We start from the raw sequence: 14,251 nt of genomic DNA, 5'->3' as shown, positions 1-14,251 counted from the left end.
GGGTTGGGTTTGTGTGATAGTGTCTAGTCCCTCTAATTGGATAGTTTCCATGTCTGTCAAGCACACCCCACCCAAGTCCTCTAAAATCTGCAAAGCTTCGTATTTATCTAGGTATTTGAGCGTTGTAAAGCGTTGTAAAAGGTCTATTCTTAGATTTTCCATTGCAACAAGCACGGGGCATGTTTGCAAGTTTTCCACACTGCTTAAAAACTTTTGTTTGCATAGGTCTTTAAAGTTAGCAAAGTGGGTTTTGAAGTTTTGCTTGAAGGCTTTAATGGGGGCGTGGGCGTTTAAGATTTCTAAAGGGTCGCCCTCTATGGCTTGGTAATAGCCCTCTCTGTTTGGAATCGGACTAAAGAGTTTATGAGTAGCGTTAAAGTCCTCTAGTTCTTGGATTTGTGCGATCTCAATCTTGGGGATACCCCCTAAGATCAAGGCATCAAGATCGTCTTTGTCTTCCTCTTTGGCACTGATGTAGCTAGGGATGTTTAAAACATAGTTGTTTGCTTTGATTGCTTCTAAGGGCACTTTGCGGGCAAAATGGGGGACATCTTGGCGTTTTTCTAGGGTGTCGGCGATTTTGCGGATATGTCTAGCTTGCAAGGCGTTTTTATTGCCCTCTTTCACGCATTCATCGGAGGCATCGATGATGAACACATCGCGACCTTCTCTAGTGTGTTTTAAAACCATGATGATTGTGGGGATTCCCGTGCCAAAGAATAAATTGGGGGGCAAGCCAATAATGGCATCGATCTTGCCCTTTTCTAGCAAGGCTTGGCGGATTTTGCCCTCTTCATTACCTCTAAAAAGCACCCCATGGGGCAAGACAATTGCCATGATCCCATCGGGCTCAAGATGGTAGAGATCGTGGAGTAAAAACGTAAAGTCAGCTTTTGTTTGGGGTGCAATGCCAAATTCCTTATAGCGGGGGTCGCTGGTGTATTTGGTGTTCTCCCAGTGGGCGGAGTAGGGCGGGTTAGACACACAAACATCCACACGCAAAGCTTGGTTATCCTCGCCTCTTGGCCAATCCTCTTCGAGCGTGTTGGCGTTGCGGACATCAATGTTGCGCGCATTGATCCCCCGCATGATTAGGTTCATTTTGGTTAAGTTGCAAGTGCTGGTTACAAGTTCTTGCGCCTTGTATTTAAGCCCGTTTGTATCGATAAGTGCGTATTTTTCTGCCAAAATGTGGCGCATGTGCAAGAGCAAACTCCCCGAACCACAAGCTGAGTCATAAAGGGTGATTTTTTCTTTGTTTTTGCCTTTAAAAAAAGAGGCAATGATTTCACTCATCAACACGCTCACCTCTGCAGGGGTATAGAACTCCCCTGCTTTTTTGCCCGCACTGCTGGCAAACTGGGCGATCAAAAACTCATAAACAAAGCCCAAAACATCGTAGGTTTTAGACTGGCTGGGGATTTTATCGATGTCTTCTAAAAGCTTTCGGACATGGTTGGCTTGTGCTGTGGGATCGCCTAGTTTGTCTAAACTCTTGCGTAAATCATTGAAAATACTCTTTAGCAAAGGCTTGTCATTGTCTTTAGGCTTGTCCTCGTCTTCAGTCTTGCTCTTAACATGGTTGTCAAAGTCTGTTAAGGCATTGGCGATATCCTGGATTTGTAATGTTGACCCTTTTTCTAAAAGGGTGTCAAAAAGATGATCATGGGCAATGAAATAACCTAGCTTGGATTGTAAGCGTTTATAATTGGGGTTTTTGTCATCTAGACATAATGCTTCTTTTCTGTTCTCTGGTGAGATGCCCGCTTTTTTCGCCTCCTCAAGCAAGCGATCACATAGATACTTGTAAAAAATAAAGCCTAATAAAATGTCCTTGTATTCATTGGCTTCGATTTTGCCCCGCATTTTGTTACAGCTGTCCCAAATGGCACTGGCGAGTTCTTGCTTATTCATTTAGCAACCTCTCTTGAGTTTGTGTGGGACTTTGTTACAGCTGTCCCAAATGGCACTGGCGAGTTCTTGCTTATTCATTTAGCAACCTCTCTTGAGTTTGTGTGGGACTTTAAGTATAAAACAGAAAATGGGCTTGATTTTACTTCCATGCATTGCTCATAAAGATTGATGAGTCTTTGCTTTGCTTGTGTGAAGTTCTGTGGTTGGGCGTAGAGAAACACGCCGGAAAGGGCTATCCAAGTAAGCCATTGGAAGAGCATTTGAGAGTCCCTAATGTCTTTTGAGGAGAGTATACTGCATGATAGTTACATTTAAAAAAATGGAGCAAAAACAGATGGATAATCAAGGCGATCAATTCGATCAGTGGAACGAACAAAAGAAAAAGATACAGGCAAAAGTTAAAAAGACTTATGCTAAGAACATCATACTGGGTTTGTGTGGGCTACAATGTCTGGCATGAAATCTATGAAAATCTGCAAGCTTTACACGCCCCGTATTGGTGTTAAAAATGTTGTCTGCCAGATTGTTTTTAGGTATCCCTCTTAAGTAGCCAAATCCAAAAAGGGGATATGCCCTACCACCATTGTTTCAAGGATAGCAATGGAACAGAACAAATTGCCTTGCTCCACCAAACTAGGGTCTTTGATGCAAAACGCAGACGGACTAAGATCGCCCAAGTAAGCGATGAAGTGTTAAAAACCATCAAAGACAAACTCAAAAGCGAAGTGATTGATTGATATTCCCCACTTGCAAAGCCTGCCGTAGGGTAGCTAATCCTAGCACGGAAAAGCCCGTTGCTCCAATGAGCTCGCACAATTTTAACACAGCTGATTTTAAACAGCACTCAACAACACATAGGGGGTGTTTACCCTATGTGCTCTATAGCCAAAAAGCTAGTGTTTTGTGGCACAGTCGGGCAAAACACCATCAAAAACACCCTAGAACTCATTTTAATCTCACTCAAGTCCAAAACCCCCAAAAAAGTCCCAAAAAAGATGACAAACCTAACACCTCACAACCACCACAGATAAAAATAGCGTTTTAAGAGCCGTAAAGGCATCATACACCGCAATCTTGCCAAAAACCATACCAAACCATTACCAAAGTCCCAAAAGCAATTGCAAAGCATTTTAAGTGTAAAAAACGCTAGAACCCCATTTCCCCACAGACTCTAATCTCATCCTAAACCCCTTGAACCTCCAGCCAATATAACAAACTCTCACTTCTAAAGCCTCTCTTGGGGGTTTGGGGGCTTACCAATATTTTAGGCATTTTTGCAAGCTTTGGCTTCTAGGACAAACCCTAGCTCTTTTAGTGCCTGCAAAAGACTTTTTTGGGGACTTTTAAGGGTCTTGCCCTCAGCTTTAGCAATGTCTCTTAAAGCACGCTTGATTTGTGCTTCATCTCCATCCTCTAGCATAGCGTTTAAATAAGCGAGGCGTTTTTCTTCTGTGTTTAAGTAACGGCTGATGTCAAGGTCGCTGAAAGTTACCATGCGAACTCCTTTAGGATTTCTTGGGCTTTTTGGATGTCTCTTTTCTGCGTGCTTTTATCACCACCGCACAGCAAAATCACCAACACCTTGCCCCGTTTAGCAACATAGAGGCGGTAGCCTGCACCCGTGTGGATACGCATTTCAAAGATTTGCCCCGTAATGTGCTTGTGATCGCCAAAATGCCCGTTTGCACGCAACATATCCAATCTTTTGGCAATGGCAGATAAAGCTATAGGATTTGCTAAGCCCTCTAACCACGCATCAAATACAGAGGAAGTTTTGACAATCATAGGCATGGACACCATTGTAGCGTATTTGTGCTCAATGAGAATTTACACTCTATTGTGTTTTGTGGCATGAGTATAGAGTTGATGTGTAACCTAAAAGCCCACAAACGCTCTACAACGCTTGCCAACTTTAAAACGATTTTGGAACCAGTCTTGGGGTAAGTTGTGCGTGGTGTGGCGTGTAAAAGTGAAACCTTTGAGTTTCTCTAACATAGCAATATGGCGGGGTTGGGTGGCTAATTCTAGCTGTATTTGGAAGTCTATGTCTAGCCCACTATCCACATTTTCAAACAACGCAGGGATGTTATCTAAGTCGCCTTGCTCTATTTGCCCTAAAAATGCCAAGCCATTGTCAAAGATGGGCGCGGGCGTGGCAAATGCGTTGTTGTTGTTATCTACTAGCATGCCATAGTTTCCTAAGTGGCGAGTGGCGATCGGTAAGCTTTGTGCTAAAACCCATAAGAGCCACTGCCTCCAAAGGTTCGCTAAAAGGGTTGTTGTAGAGATTAAAATCCTCCCAAGTATATTGCCCTTGTGTGGGTGTAATCCAAAAGGTATCGGTAAGTGAGAGGGCAAGACTGGCACGCACATAGGACAAGGGGTCGTTCTCTGCGATGCCTGCAGAAAACAAGATTTGGCGCATAAAACAGCGGTGCTTGGGGATATAGCGCTGGATTATCCAGCGCATTAACCGAGTGGGTAAATCTGCTTTCAAGACACTTTTTAGGGGTATGGGGAGCAACTGGGGCATAAAGACCTTGATGTCTGTAATAACAGGCTCTTTTAAAGTTTCATCAACATCAAAGATCAATACATTGTAATCTTTGTTTTTTAATAAGTATTGCATGGTTACCTCTGTTTAAATATTAGGGTAGAAGTGGCAAGGCAAGAGTTTTTGCACACTTTAGGCAAGAAGATCGCTCGTCTTTAGCGGGTGGGTGATTCATTGCCATGCGCTCTTTAATCAAGAAGATCGCTCGTCTTTAGCGGGTGGGTGATTCATTGCCATGCGCTCTTTAATCAAGTGCTTTTGTCCTCATCAAGCAAGCAACCAAGCACAAACTCCATCTTTTTTCCTTCTAATCCGTTCTAAATCCCATGTTGTGATTATAATTTATTGTATTTACAATACCACTATTTACAATACTTGTATTGTATTTACAACTATGTTATATTGTGGTGTGGTAATATATTGTAAAGTATGGTATGTTGTGGTATTATAAGTTATTTTAAGTTCTTGTATGGTATTTTAAAGTCTGTTATTTTAAAGTATTTCCAACTAAAGAGAGTCTATGATCATCACCATCGCCAATGAAAAGGGAGGGAGTGGCAAAAGCACCCTATGCATTAACTTGGCATTACAATTTCTCAAAGCCCAAAAAGATGTGGTGGTTTTAGACACCGATCCCCAACAGAGCGTGGAAGTGTTCATTAATATTAGAGGTGAAACCAACTTGGCTACTTTCCCACTATTCAATAGGACGGGCAACATCACAGACACGCTCAAACAGATGGTAAGCAAATACGACACCATTATTATTGATACTAAGGGCGAACACTCCAAAGAGAGTCAAAGAGCTATTCTGCTTAGCGATATTGTGCTGATTCCCACAACCCCTAGCCAACTAGATACGGCTGTGTTGCTGGAGATGTTTGAGCGCATTGAGAACCTCCAAGCCCTCAATGAAAAACTCAAAGCCCTTATTCTTATCAACAGAATGCCCCCCATCCCTATTCTCAAAGAAAAGCAAGCTCTAGTTTCCTTTATTGAGCAATACAACACCAACCACCAAGTCTCTCTTTTAAAAAACCATTTATGCGAACGCATCGCCTTTAAACGCAGCATTGCAGAAGGCTTGGGGGTGATGGAATACAGCGATACCAAAGCCAAAACAGAATGGCAAGAGTTTTTCAAGGAACTAAAAACCCACCTTTCTACCCCAAATTAAGGAGAACACCCATGCAATTTAAAAACACCAAGAGAGAAACACCCAACAGCCCAGATGATTTAGAAGCCCTAGATGCCAAATTCACAGACAGCATCCAAAAGCCAGACAAGGAGACCAAGAAATACTACACCTTGTTTTTATCCCAAGAGACCATGTCTAAACTAGAGCAATATCTCCAAGAGTTTGGGCGTTTCAAAGAAAATAAGAGCACTTTTATCCAAGAAGCCCTAGAAGAGCATTTAAAACGCAAAAGAGAACAGATCAAGCAAGAATTATCTGCAAAATTAGGGAAACTAGAAGACTAAGGGGCTAGACATTGTGTGCTTGTATTGTGCTCCCTTTACAAGGGGCTATGCCCTATCTTTTCGCTTTAATGTTTTATCAATTACCCGTTTAGCATCCTTTGCCCTTTGGCGCACCACTTCACTGCACGCTTTAACTAAACTTTTCTTAGGGCGGTATCTAGGGTGTGGAGTGAAGGTAAAATCTTGGAGTGTGTCGCATAAATCTAAGTGCCTAGGCGTGGCGTGCATGGCAACAAGCTTATCAAATCGGTAATTAAAGTAACTCCTAAAATAATCGTGCGTTAATCTAAAATACTTGGCAAACCCACCCCCTGAATACCCCCTGATGTAATTGAAAAATGCCGACCCATTGTCAAAAATGGGGGCAGGTCTTATGAGTTTATTTGTATCGTTATCTACTAACATCCCATAATTGCCCAAGTGGCGATCCTCATTAGCAATAATCGCATCAAATAACATCAAATCACTAAAGGCTTGCACCCCCATTATGGATTCGATAGCTTGCTTCATTTTTTCATAGTCAAATTTGCCCCTCAACACCTCATAAGGCAAACACTCCCAAATGGCTAAAAACCCCACTTCTTGGCTTGTAAAAAGCGGGCAGGTGCTGTATCTTTCTTTGCTAAACTTCCACTCTTTAATCCCTTTTTCTAAACCATAAACCACACAATCTAAGCCCATAGCTTGTGCGACTTGCGGACTATAATACTCGCACAAAGGTTCTCTGGCTGTAATAAAGCGTCTATCATCATCGCCCGTCCCCTTGACAAGCTCAATGCCCTTAGCACTTCTACGCCAGCATTTCTTAAGCGTGCCATCTGTGGTGGGTTCAGGGCTTAGAATTTGCCCTTGTGTCTGTGCGATTACTCCCGTGATGGCAATCACTTGCAAAGTAGGGTTAAACTCATTTTCAAAAAGATTAAAATCCGCCCACCTATAAAAATGTGCTTTGTCAGTGGGCACCACCCAAAAGCTATCTTTCAAAGACAGCGCAAAGGTTGTGTCTAGGTAGGCTAGGGGGTTTTGTGTGTCGGCTTTTAAGCCTCCCTCTAGGGCGTTTAAAATTGTGTCAGCAAAACAGCGACTATCAGGGATTTTGCGTTTGCGTAACCATCTTAAAATGTGTTTCTCGCTCACCTCATTGACACGGATATAGTAAGGCAACAGAGCTTCATTTAACACTTTAAAGTGTAGGTTCTTGCCCTCGTTTAAAACTTCGAACTCCAAGACATTGCGGTCTTTGTTTTTGAGGGTGTAGTGCATTTGGACTCGCTTTTGGCATAGGTGGTGGGCATTGTAGGCTGTTTTAGCTGAAAAAAGCAACCGCATATAAACGCTCCATAACACCCCACAATAAAACAAACAACCCAAGCAACCCCCCAAACTTGCGTTAAATCGAGCGATTTTGTCTATAATAGCAAATCTAAGGATTCCAAATGCCAAAAGACGCACAAGAAAAACCCCAAACCCCAAGCAACTCAAATCAAAATAGTAGAGAGGCTTTGTTTAAAGCCGTGCGTGAAAAATGCCACAACAAGCTAAAAGACCCCGAAGTCCTAGCTGTCTATCAAAGATTGGCACAAAAATAATGTTCTATCTCACCCTACAAGAAGCCATTATCTTACACGATGAAATCTTGGAGATCACCCAAGGTTTAGAAGGCTACAGCACTGAAAGAGTCGGCTATTTGGGGAGTGCGCTGGAAAATATCCAAAACGACCTTTACTACCCCACGCTTGCAGAAAAATGCGCCCATTTAATGTTTGCCTGCATTAAATTCCACCCTTTTTCTGATGGCAATAAACGCTCTTCTATTTACCTTGCTATCCATTTTTTAGAGGCTAATGGGGTAGATACAGAGAACTTTGAGAAAGATTTTGAGGATATTGTGGTTTTTGTCGCTGAAGATAAAGTCAGAAAGGCAGAATTAAGCGAAAAGATCCACCGCTACACTGAAAAATGAAAAAGTTAGCCTGTTCTTTCAATAAACAATGCGCTATTATCTTTGATAAAATTTCAATTAAATCATAGCTAGTCGAATAGCAAAAGGATTTGGAGATGCTATACATTCCGCCCACTTCTAATGAGGTGTATGTTAGTGGCATTGTCGCTTTAAACATCTATTGCCCCGAGATGACGGGAGATTGGCATAGCGCACGCGCACTCATGGAAAACTCCTTCCCTATGGATATTTACATTTATGGCGAAGGGCAAAAGAACAATACGAACCATTTATTGGGAGATTTAGGTGTTATAGATGGCACGGCACGGCTTAATAGAATGGGCTACTATCCTCAAAACACGCCCACTTATATCGCCGATCACCCTAGGGCATGCGTAGACTATCTTTACACCTCTGTTTTACAATCAGGAATATTGGGAGAGGTAATGTTAGATGAGTGGTTTCCCACTATTGAGGATAAAAAACGAGTATATGCTTTGCTTGAAGTGATGTACCCTAAACTAGATACACAAAAGAAAAACTGGTTGGATGCTTGGATGGCTAGAAACCCTATAACAGAGTAAGCATTGACAAATGACTATCATTGGGTTATCCTTAAAAAATTTAAGACAATAGCATGCCTATAAACTTCACAACTTGCCCCTTAGACAAATCAAAATTCTACGATGGTGCCAATGGCAATAAAATCGCTATATTTTACAAGAATGCCCGCCACATGCTAAAGTTCCCACCCAAGGTCAAACCTTCTAAAAACCTTGAAATGACACACACGAACGCTTGTTTTTGTGAATACATGGCTTGCCACATTGTCAAGTCTTTAGGCTTGAGAGTGCAAGAAACTATCCTTGGGACTTACTTAGATAAAGTGGTCGTGGCGTGTAAAGATTTTACAAGTGATACAGAGCTTTTTGTGGATTTTATCGCGGTGAAAAATAGCATTTTAAGCTTAGAGAGCGGGGGCAAGGACACGACTTTAAGCGGGGTATTGCTTACCATAGAGCAACAAGGCATCGTGAATCGCACAGCTTTAAAAGCGCACTTTTGGGAGATGTTTATCGCCGATACGCTCATAGGCAACTTTGATCGGCACAATGGCAACTGGGGGTTTATCAAGGACTTAAACACGCATAGCTACACCATTGCCCCCATTTTTGATTGTGGCTCATCTTTGTTTTCCCAAAGCGATGCTACACACATGCAACAAGCCCTAGAAGACAAGCAAGAGATGCGTGCTCGGGTCTATAGCTACCCTTGCTCTATGTTGAAAGACGACAAGGACAAAAAGATTAATTACCACAATTTCTTAACAACAACTCAAAACAAGGATTGCCTAAGCGCACTTGTTAAACTCGCCCCTAAAATGGATATGGCTCAAATCCACTCCATCATAGACAACACGCCCTTTATCTCTAGGCTACACAAGGACTTCTTAAAAGCGGTGTTGCAACAAAGAAAAGAAAAGATAATAGATAAAGCCTATGTAAGGGCTTTAACATTAATGTAATTTCATTTTTCTCATCCGCTCAAAGGTTGCGTGGGCGTAGTTGTGGCGCAATTTAACAAGATTATCTTTATGCACTCCATTTTTCTTAGCAATGCGCGCAAAACTCTCTTGTGCCTTTAGCATATCCGCTAAAATCATCTTAAACTGGCTCTCACCCACCCCAAACTCCCCCATAATGCTATGAAACAAGCCCAAAGAAGGCAAGCACTCTTTGGGGGCAAAGGCTAGGGTGTGGTGTTGCTTGGCAAAGTCTATTGGGTTGGGCACTAGGTCAAAGGCAGGGCTTAAACACCACTTGCCGTTTTGATACAGCAAGCCGTGGTTTTTTAAATGGTCATCGCAATTGCCAAATAAACCATTAAACACCATGCGCCTAAAAAGCTCCAGACGCTCTTGGGGCTCAAGCTTTTGGGCTAGGGTGCAATAATCATCATCGCAGTCTTTTATTGCCCCTAAAAGCGTCATAGCAGACATATAGGGGATACGCTCGTTATTTGCTCGATCAAAGCGTTTAACCAACAACACAGCCCCCATATCTGTTTGTGTCAGCGTGCTCTCACAAGTGTTAATCTTAGCAATCCTAGCCACCTCTAACATAGTTTGTTCGCACTCGGGAACTTGGCGTTTGTTATCTTTAATGGAGGCAAATTTAGCCATGCATAACACATTATCCTTTTGCACGCACGCTTTGGGTCTAGCTCCCCCCAGACTCCCCAAAGGGGCAAGAAATGGCTTTAAATCTACTGGATTTACTTTGCTTTCTTCTAAACCCACGCACACCCTATGCAAAGCTTGCAAGTGGGGCGTTTTGGGGGTTTGGCGGCTTGTGTGGCTAACAAATGCCCCATCCACACAACAACGCAACGCTCCAAGCCTAAAATGATCGCCCACGCCCAGCATGTAAGCACTCTCACTTAAAAGCCCCCCAGCATTACGCTTTTGCACCAAACGCCCCCACCGATCGGGGATAATATCATCAAAACACCCCCATAGATGGTTTGAGATTGTGGGGTTGTCATTAAAGGGCAAGGCGGGGTCTATGGCAAAACCACGCTTGAGCCACTCGGGGTTATAGACAAATTGGTAACTTTCTTTAAGCCCCTTAGCCCACACATGGAGCTCTCCTACCCGCTCTGTGTTGCAAAAAATGGAGATGGTCATGTCTAAACATTAACCTTTAGCCACAGAAAAATCCAGCTCAAAGTGCTTACTTGCCACCTCTTTTAAGATACCTAAATCTTTGAGGTGCAAAATGTCTAGCTCTATGTCTGTTTTTTGCACCTTTAAAGCCGTGCCAACACAATCTCCTCTTAAATTCTTTAAGTGTCTTTCAAATAAAAGATTAATAATGCGGGTTTGGTTATCGCTCAACTCTTGGCTAAAGCACTTAAAAATGCGCTCTTTGAGCGTGATCAAGCCCACTTGTTGCCAAATCAAATCCAAGCTCACTTCTAGGCTTTTAACACCATATTTTACCCATTCTGTGAGGTTGTTATGCGCTTGCTTGCCTAGAATATCAAGGGTGTTGTAATATTCTTTGCGAGTCTTATGAATGCCCAAAGAGAGCCCATAGTAGCCATTGCTAAAAATTTTTGAGCGGGCTAAAAGATTGTCATTGATCAGTCTTGCCATGCGCCCATTGCCATCATCAAAGGGGTGGATCAGCACAAAGATCAAATGGGCTATAAAGGCGTGGGCAATTTGTTTCTCTCTTGTGTTTTCTTTGCGGTTAGCATATTGATAAAAGCTTGCCATCAGGCGTTGTAGATCTGCTGCGGGTGGGGCAACATAGTGGATAGTTGTTTGGTAACCTCTCACAGACACCACTTGCATGCGCCCGTGTAAATCCCTGCGGTAAGCCCCAATATCGATAGGGTGTAGTCGGTGTTTTGATCTGTGTAAGAACAAATCCTTATGGTAGTTTAGCAGCCTTTCTGTGTCCCATTGTGCTAAATTTTGGCGCACATCTTGCAATAAGCGAGCTAGATTATTCGAGAGTTTTGTTTGCTTGTGATCTTGCCCTGCATGGAGGCTTAACACTTTCTTAATCGAAGAATAGATAGAGGCTCTATCCAAAACTTCAGATTCAATGAGAAATGAATACACTAACTCATTTGTTAAAATCTCTGCAAGGATAGCTTCATCACTCTTAACTTGGTTAAGCTGATCGATTTTTGCAAACAAGCTAGACATATCTATGGGGTCATAAACAAAGTCCATGTTCTCAAAAAAGGCATTTTCCCATATCCATTTAGGCATGCTAGAGTCTAACACAAAAAGTGCTTAAGCGTGAGAACAAGATTGTTAACAATAACCTATGTGAGAGTAGCGCACTAGAAAACCATAAACACAATTTTAATCAAGACGACTGGTGATAATTCTCCGCTTTTTTTAATCACCTTGATAATTCGCTGGATTCTTTGCCTACGCTAATCTGCTCTAAAAATGCCAAATAGATTGCCGACTACTAGGGTATTGTTTATCTGCTGATTGTGCTATTTATGGATTCTAGCAATAGATTAGGGGCATGGATTGCAATCTCTTGGTATTGGGGTTTAGGGGCTTTCATTTTAATTTGATCAAGGTATCTAGTGCTGTCCAATCGCAACAGAGATTGTCTTAAACCCACCAAATCCTCTATCTCTATCTTGTCTGTTATCAATAATTGATGCAACATTTTTGGATTCTTGTGCAGAGCAATAACCATGTCAAAAATATCCCGTGCATAGTGATTGTTTTTTCTAAAGATTATCTTGCTGGCAAGAATATTTTCCATACTTTCAATGTAGAGGTCAAATGGAAAGTGTTTTTGATTTGTCTAGCAAACTATCTACGCCCATAGAGTGCGCCAAAATGTCTATTTTAATGGGGCAAGCACCCACCAAAATCGATACCCCCACATGGTGTGCCAAATCGGCATATCTGCCCTCAAAATTGGCAACATCATCTATCCACATTTTAGGTCTAAAATAATCCAAATGTTGCCCATCAGGCACAAACAAATCTAGATCAAAACTCAAGCGATGCTGGAAATAATACATCGCTAAGGCTGTCCCACCACCCAGCTTAATGTTTTGCATGGGGTATCCAGCATCAAGTGCGCTTTTGATAATGGGGTAAAAATCTTTGAGGGCTTGGATTTGTAGGGCAAAATCGCTTTTGATTATGTCTAGTTGGTCATTGGCACAGCCAATAAACCCTAGATTCATTCTTGTCCCCAATTGAGTTTCATAGACAAAATATGTTCTACAGATTGAGAAGGGATATTAAAACTTTTGGCAAAAAAATCAATCTCTTGGGCACTTGCTTCTGTTTGGATCGTGTCTATCACATATCTTTCTATGAGGCTTGGCATTGTTGGTGGATTGAGAAACAAATCCACAAGTTGTTCAAGTGTGATATGATTTTTAATATCTCCTATGGAATTGTTGATGGTTGCGTGTAGTGTATAGGGATAAATTTTGATTTTGGGAAACATTTTTGTTTTTATTGCCTTCATTAAGAATTACTTGAGGCAATCATCAAGGAACCACCCATTAGGTCTTTTGGTTGTAACACCGCCCAGTCTTGTCAAGTCTCTAAGTGCGATCGCCTAAATACAATGATTTTAGCATAACTACCAATGAGCATGGTGCTTGAGTATGGTTTTCTTGTGGATATTTTAGTTTGTATTTTGTATATGGCTAAATACTTTATGGTCTGTATTTGAAACTAAAAAGCAAAATATAGGGTATATTAGGTGCATGGGCAGAAAAAAGAAAGCAACAACACCGACCTTGAAACCCCGTGTAACACTCCCACCACCCTTTGGACTGAAAGGATTTGAGGATAAGTTTTGGCGTTTAAAGGAGAAAAAATTATTAGTGAATATACACATAGGTTGCGTGTATGCTGATAAGGCTAAAGTGTGCGGGTACGGGGCGGTGATCACTTTGTTTTATAAGGAGAAAGACAAGAGTCTCACATTAGAACAAAGAATGGCTATGCCTTGGCAATGCCTAGAGTACATCTTGCAAGGTGTGCCACCAGCTAGTGTGTTGTCTTGGGACTTGGATCGGATGTATTTATACACTTTATGCAAAGTCTTAGGGAGTATCGGGCAACCTTCCTATGTCTTTTTACACACAAAGTCTTCTTACCTTTTAGAAAATGTCCCTTATTTTAGGTCTCTAACAGATCGCCCTACTCTAAAACATGAAGATTTGTGGATGCGCTTAGATCGTTTATTGGGAGAACACACTCTTGTTTTTGATGCCAAATGGTACAAAAATGTGTGTTTTAAGTTTGCTTGGGACAATATTACTGCTTTCTTGCAAGAACGCAGGGATAAAAGAGAAAACTTAAAAGAATGCAATGCTCGATTAAGGGCGCAAAAACAAGAAGCACTCAAACGGCACATTGCATATAGCTTTGCTATGGCAAAAAAGGGGGCAAAAAGAAAGAATAGGTAATTTTTAATACCAGATTTTGCAATCAGTCCAAATCTCTCTGTCCTTTGAACCGCCTTGTTCTTTTAATATCTCATTTTAGACAATGTATGCACCTTTGGACTGGTATCGCTTTTATACAACACAATAATTTTATTGTATTGTATTTTATTTTATTGTGTGGTATTGTATTATATTTTATAATATTGTATTTTGTTGTGGTATCACACACAAAAACCAAGCCCACCAATTTAAAAATCACATCAAAAGCGTTTCTCAAATTTAAAATCATTTTGGCATCGCTGTATTTGCCCTAGCTGTTAGCCCCTCTTCTAGCAAAGTGAGCGTGTCCAGCTTATTATAGGTGTTGCCCTCATTTGGGCAGAAGAATAGATAAAATCAAAGCG

19 protein-coding genes are annotated in these 14,251 nt (G+C 41.6%); 9 read left to right on the top strand and 10 right to left on the bottom strand.

Annotated features, from left to right (window positions below; all coding sequences use genetic code 11):
• On the bottom strand, positions 1-1,914 hold a 1,914-nt coding region (locus tag C5684_RS01885; protein WP_104639246.1), incomplete at its 3' end, for a type I restriction-modification system subunit M.
• Positions 1,915-2,212: 298 nt separating this feature from the next.
• Between C5684_RS01885 and C5684_RS09435 the strand changes: the two genes are divergently transcribed.
• Together C5684_RS09435 and C5684_RS09430 are read left to right on the top strand one after the other, a co-directional pair.
• On the top strand, positions 2,213-2,374 hold the full coding sequence (locus C5684_RS09435; protein ID WP_013882027.1) for a hypothetical protein: 162 nt from the start codon (positions 2,213-2,215) through the stop codon (positions 2,372-2,374).
• Positions 2,375-2,483: 109 nt separating this feature from the next.
• Entirely contained in the window at positions 2,484-2,651 is a 168-nt protein-coding gene (locus C5684_RS09430; protein WP_013882028.1) for a hypothetical protein, read from the top strand.
• A 527-nt stretch (positions 2,652-3,178) separates the two neighbouring features.
• Here C5684_RS09430 and C5684_RS01875 read toward each other — a convergent pair.
• The 4 genes from C5684_RS01875 to C5684_RS01860 form a co-directional block, all read right to left on the bottom strand.
• The gene (locus C5684_RS01875; RefSeq protein WP_013882030.1) at positions 3,179-3,409 is read right to left on the bottom strand and encodes a helix-turn-helix domain-containing transcriptional regulator; all 231 of its coding nucleotides are present in this window, start codon (positions 3,407-3,409) and stop codon (positions 3,179-3,181) included.
• Positions 3,403-3,705, bottom strand: coding sequence for a type II toxin-antitoxin system RelE/ParE family toxin (locus tag C5684_RS01870; RefSeq protein WP_233704194.1), 303 nt, complete (start codon positions 3,703-3,705; stop codon positions 3,403-3,405). The genes C5684_RS01875 and C5684_RS01870 overlap by 7 nt, the downstream gene beginning before the upstream one ends.
• Before the next feature lie 84 nt (positions 3,706-3,789).
• Positions 3,790-4,101 (bottom strand): hypothetical protein, encoded by a 312-nt coding sequence (locus tag C5684_RS01865; protein ID WP_013882032.1) that lies wholly within the window; start codon positions 4,099-4,101, stop codon positions 3,790-3,792.
• On the bottom strand, positions 4,088-4,543 hold the full coding sequence (locus tag C5684_RS01860; protein WP_013882033.1) for a hypothetical protein: 456 nt from the start codon (positions 4,541-4,543) through the stop codon (positions 4,088-4,090). Before C5684_RS01860 ends, C5684_RS01865 begins: the two co-directional genes overlap by 14 nt.
• Before the next feature lie 445 nt (positions 4,544-4,988).
• Between C5684_RS01860 and C5684_RS01855 the strand changes: the two genes are divergently transcribed.
• On the top strand, positions 4,989-5,645 hold the full coding sequence (locus tag C5684_RS01855; RefSeq protein WP_013882034.1) for an AAA family ATPase: 657 nt from the start codon (positions 4,989-4,991) through the stop codon (positions 5,643-5,645).
• Positions 5,646-5,656: 11 nt separating this feature from the next.
• The gene (locus tag C5684_RS01850) at positions 5,657-5,950 is read left to right on the top strand and encodes a hypothetical protein (protein WP_013882035.1); all 294 of its coding nucleotides are present in this window, start codon (positions 5,657-5,659) and stop codon (positions 5,948-5,950) included.
• A gap of 45 nt (positions 5,951-5,995) precedes the next feature.
• On the opposite strand, the gene C5684_RS01845 is transcribed toward C5684_RS01850, so the two are convergent.
• Complete coding sequence (locus C5684_RS01845) at positions 5,996-7,279, bottom strand: protein kinase family protein (protein WP_050801615.1); 1,284 nt, start codon at positions 7,277-7,279, stop codon at positions 5,996-5,998.
• Positions 7,280-7,386: 107 nt separating this feature from the next.
• Here C5684_RS01845 and C5684_RS09265 point away from each other — a divergent pair, with 107 nt between their 5' ends.
• From C5684_RS09265 to C5684_RS01830, 4 genes are all read left to right on the top strand, one after another.
• Entirely contained in the window at positions 7,387-7,539 is a 153-nt protein-coding gene (locus C5684_RS09265; RefSeq protein WP_013882037.1) for a hypothetical protein, read from the top strand.
• Entirely contained in the window at positions 7,539-7,913 is a 375-nt protein-coding gene (locus C5684_RS01840; protein ID WP_013882038.1) for a type II toxin-antitoxin system death-on-curing family toxin, read from the top strand. The genes C5684_RS09265 and C5684_RS01840 overlap by 1 nt, the downstream gene beginning before the upstream one ends.
• 95 nt (positions 7,914-8,008) lie before the next feature.
• Complete coding sequence (locus tag C5684_RS01835; protein WP_013882039.1) at positions 8,009-8,476, top strand: hypothetical protein; 468 nt, start codon at positions 8,009-8,011, stop codon at positions 8,474-8,476.
• A 53-nt stretch (positions 8,477-8,529) separates the two neighbouring features.
• The gene (locus C5684_RS01830) at positions 8,530-9,417 is read left to right on the top strand and encodes a HipA domain-containing protein (RefSeq protein WP_104639245.1); all 888 of its coding nucleotides are present in this window, start codon (positions 8,530-8,532) and stop codon (positions 9,415-9,417) included.
• Here the strand turns inward: C5684_RS01830 and C5684_RS01825 are convergent.
• The 4 genes from C5684_RS01825 to C5684_RS01805 form a co-directional block, all read right to left on the bottom strand.
• Complete coding sequence (locus C5684_RS01825; RefSeq protein WP_104639244.1) at positions 9,409-10,578, bottom strand: type II toxin-antitoxin system HipA family toxin; 1,170 nt, start codon at positions 10,576-10,578, stop codon at positions 9,409-9,411. The two genes, C5684_RS01830 and C5684_RS01825, sit on opposite strands and share 9 nt — an antisense overlap.
• Before the next feature lie 9 nt (positions 10,579-10,587).
• Positions 10,588-11,691 (bottom strand): Fic family protein, encoded by a 1,104-nt coding sequence (locus C5684_RS01820; RefSeq protein ID WP_104639243.1) that lies wholly within the window; start codon positions 11,689-11,691, stop codon positions 10,588-10,590.
• Between the two features lie 518 nt (positions 11,692-12,209).
• Positions 12,210-12,626 carry a nucleotidyl transferase AbiEii/AbiGii toxin family protein gene (locus tag C5684_RS01810; protein ID WP_013882044.1) on the bottom strand — a complete coding sequence of 139 codons (417 nt, stop codon included), beginning with the start codon at positions 12,624-12,626 and terminating at the stop codon, positions 12,210-12,212.
• Positions 12,623-12,916: a hypothetical protein gene (locus C5684_RS01805; RefSeq protein WP_233707398.1), complete on the bottom strand. Its 294-nt coding sequence runs from the start codon at positions 12,914-12,916 to the stop codon at positions 12,623-12,625. Before C5684_RS01805 ends, C5684_RS01810 begins: the two co-directional genes overlap by 4 nt.
• Positions 12,917-13,280: 364 nt before the next feature.
• Between C5684_RS01805 and C5684_RS01800 the strand changes: the two genes are divergently transcribed.
• Positions 13,281-13,868: an ATP synthase F0 subunit B gene (locus C5684_RS01800; protein ID WP_148259702.1), complete on the top strand. Its 588-nt coding sequence runs from the start codon at positions 13,281-13,283 to the stop codon at positions 13,866-13,868.
• Positions 13,869-14,251: the final 383 nt, after the last annotated feature.

The organism is Helicobacter bizzozeronii, from assembly GCF_900196775.1.
GTDB lineage: Bacteria > Campylobacterota > Campylobacteria > Campylobacterales > Helicobacteraceae > Helicobacter > Helicobacter bizzozeronii.
This window is presented reverse-complemented; position numbering and strand designations above follow the sequence as displayed.

Excerpts from the sequence above, each read along its gene's own strand:
- C5684_RS09435 (WP_013882027.1), top strand. The coding sequence starts at position 2,213 with ATGATAGTTACATTTAAAAAAATGGAGCAAAAACAGATGGATAATCAA.
- C5684_RS09430 (WP_013882028.1), top strand. The coding sequence starts at position 2,484 with ATGCCCTACCACCATTGTTTCAAGGATAGCAATGGAACAGAACAAATT.
- C5684_RS01875 (WP_013882030.1), bottom strand. The coding sequence starts at position 3,409 with ATGGTAACTTTCAGCGACCTTGACATCAGCCGTTACTTAAACACAGAA.
- C5684_RS01870 (WP_233704194.1), bottom strand. The coding sequence starts at position 3,705 with ATGCCTATGATTGTCAAAACTTCCTCTGTATTTGATGCGTGGTTAGAG.
- C5684_RS01865 (WP_013882032.1), bottom strand. The coding sequence starts at position 4,101 with ATGCTAGTAGATAACAACAACAACGCATTTGCCACGCCCGCGCCCATC.
- C5684_RS01860 (WP_013882033.1), bottom strand. The coding sequence starts at position 4,543 with ATGCAATACTTATTAAAAAACAAAGATTACAATGTATTGATCTTTGAT.
- C5684_RS01855 (WP_013882034.1), top strand. The coding sequence starts at position 4,989 with ATGATCATCACCATCGCCAATGAAAAGGGAGGGAGTGGCAAAAGCACC.
- C5684_RS01850 (WP_013882035.1), top strand. The coding sequence starts at position 5,657 with ATGCAATTTAAAAACACCAAGAGAGAAACACCCAACAGCCCAGATGAT.
- C5684_RS01845 (WP_050801615.1), bottom strand. The coding sequence starts at position 7,279 with ATGCGGTTGCTTTTTTCAGCTAAAACAGCCTACAATGCCCACCACCTA.
- C5684_RS09265 (WP_013882037.1), top strand. The coding sequence starts at position 7,387 with ATGCCAAAAGACGCACAAGAAAAACCCCAAACCCCAAGCAACTCAAAT.
- C5684_RS01840 (WP_013882038.1), top strand. The coding sequence starts at position 7,539 with ATGTTCTATCTCACCCTACAAGAAGCCATTATCTTACACGATGAAATC.
- C5684_RS01835 (WP_013882039.1), top strand. The coding sequence starts at position 8,009 with ATGCTATACATTCCGCCCACTTCTAATGAGGTGTATGTTAGTGGCATT.
- C5684_RS01830 (WP_104639245.1), top strand. The coding sequence starts at position 8,530 with ATGCCTATAAACTTCACAACTTGCCCCTTAGACAAATCAAAATTCTAC.
- C5684_RS01825 (WP_104639244.1), bottom strand. The coding sequence starts at position 10,578 with ATGACCATCTCCATTTTTTGCAACACAGAGCGGGTAGGAGAGCTCCAT.
- C5684_RS01810 (WP_013882044.1), bottom strand. The coding sequence starts at position 12,626 with ATGAATCTAGGGTTTATTGGCTGTGCCAATGACCAACTAGACATAATC.
- C5684_RS01805 (WP_233707398.1), bottom strand. The coding sequence starts at position 12,916 with ATGAAGGCAATAAAAACAAAAATGTTTCCCAAAATCAAAATTTATCCC.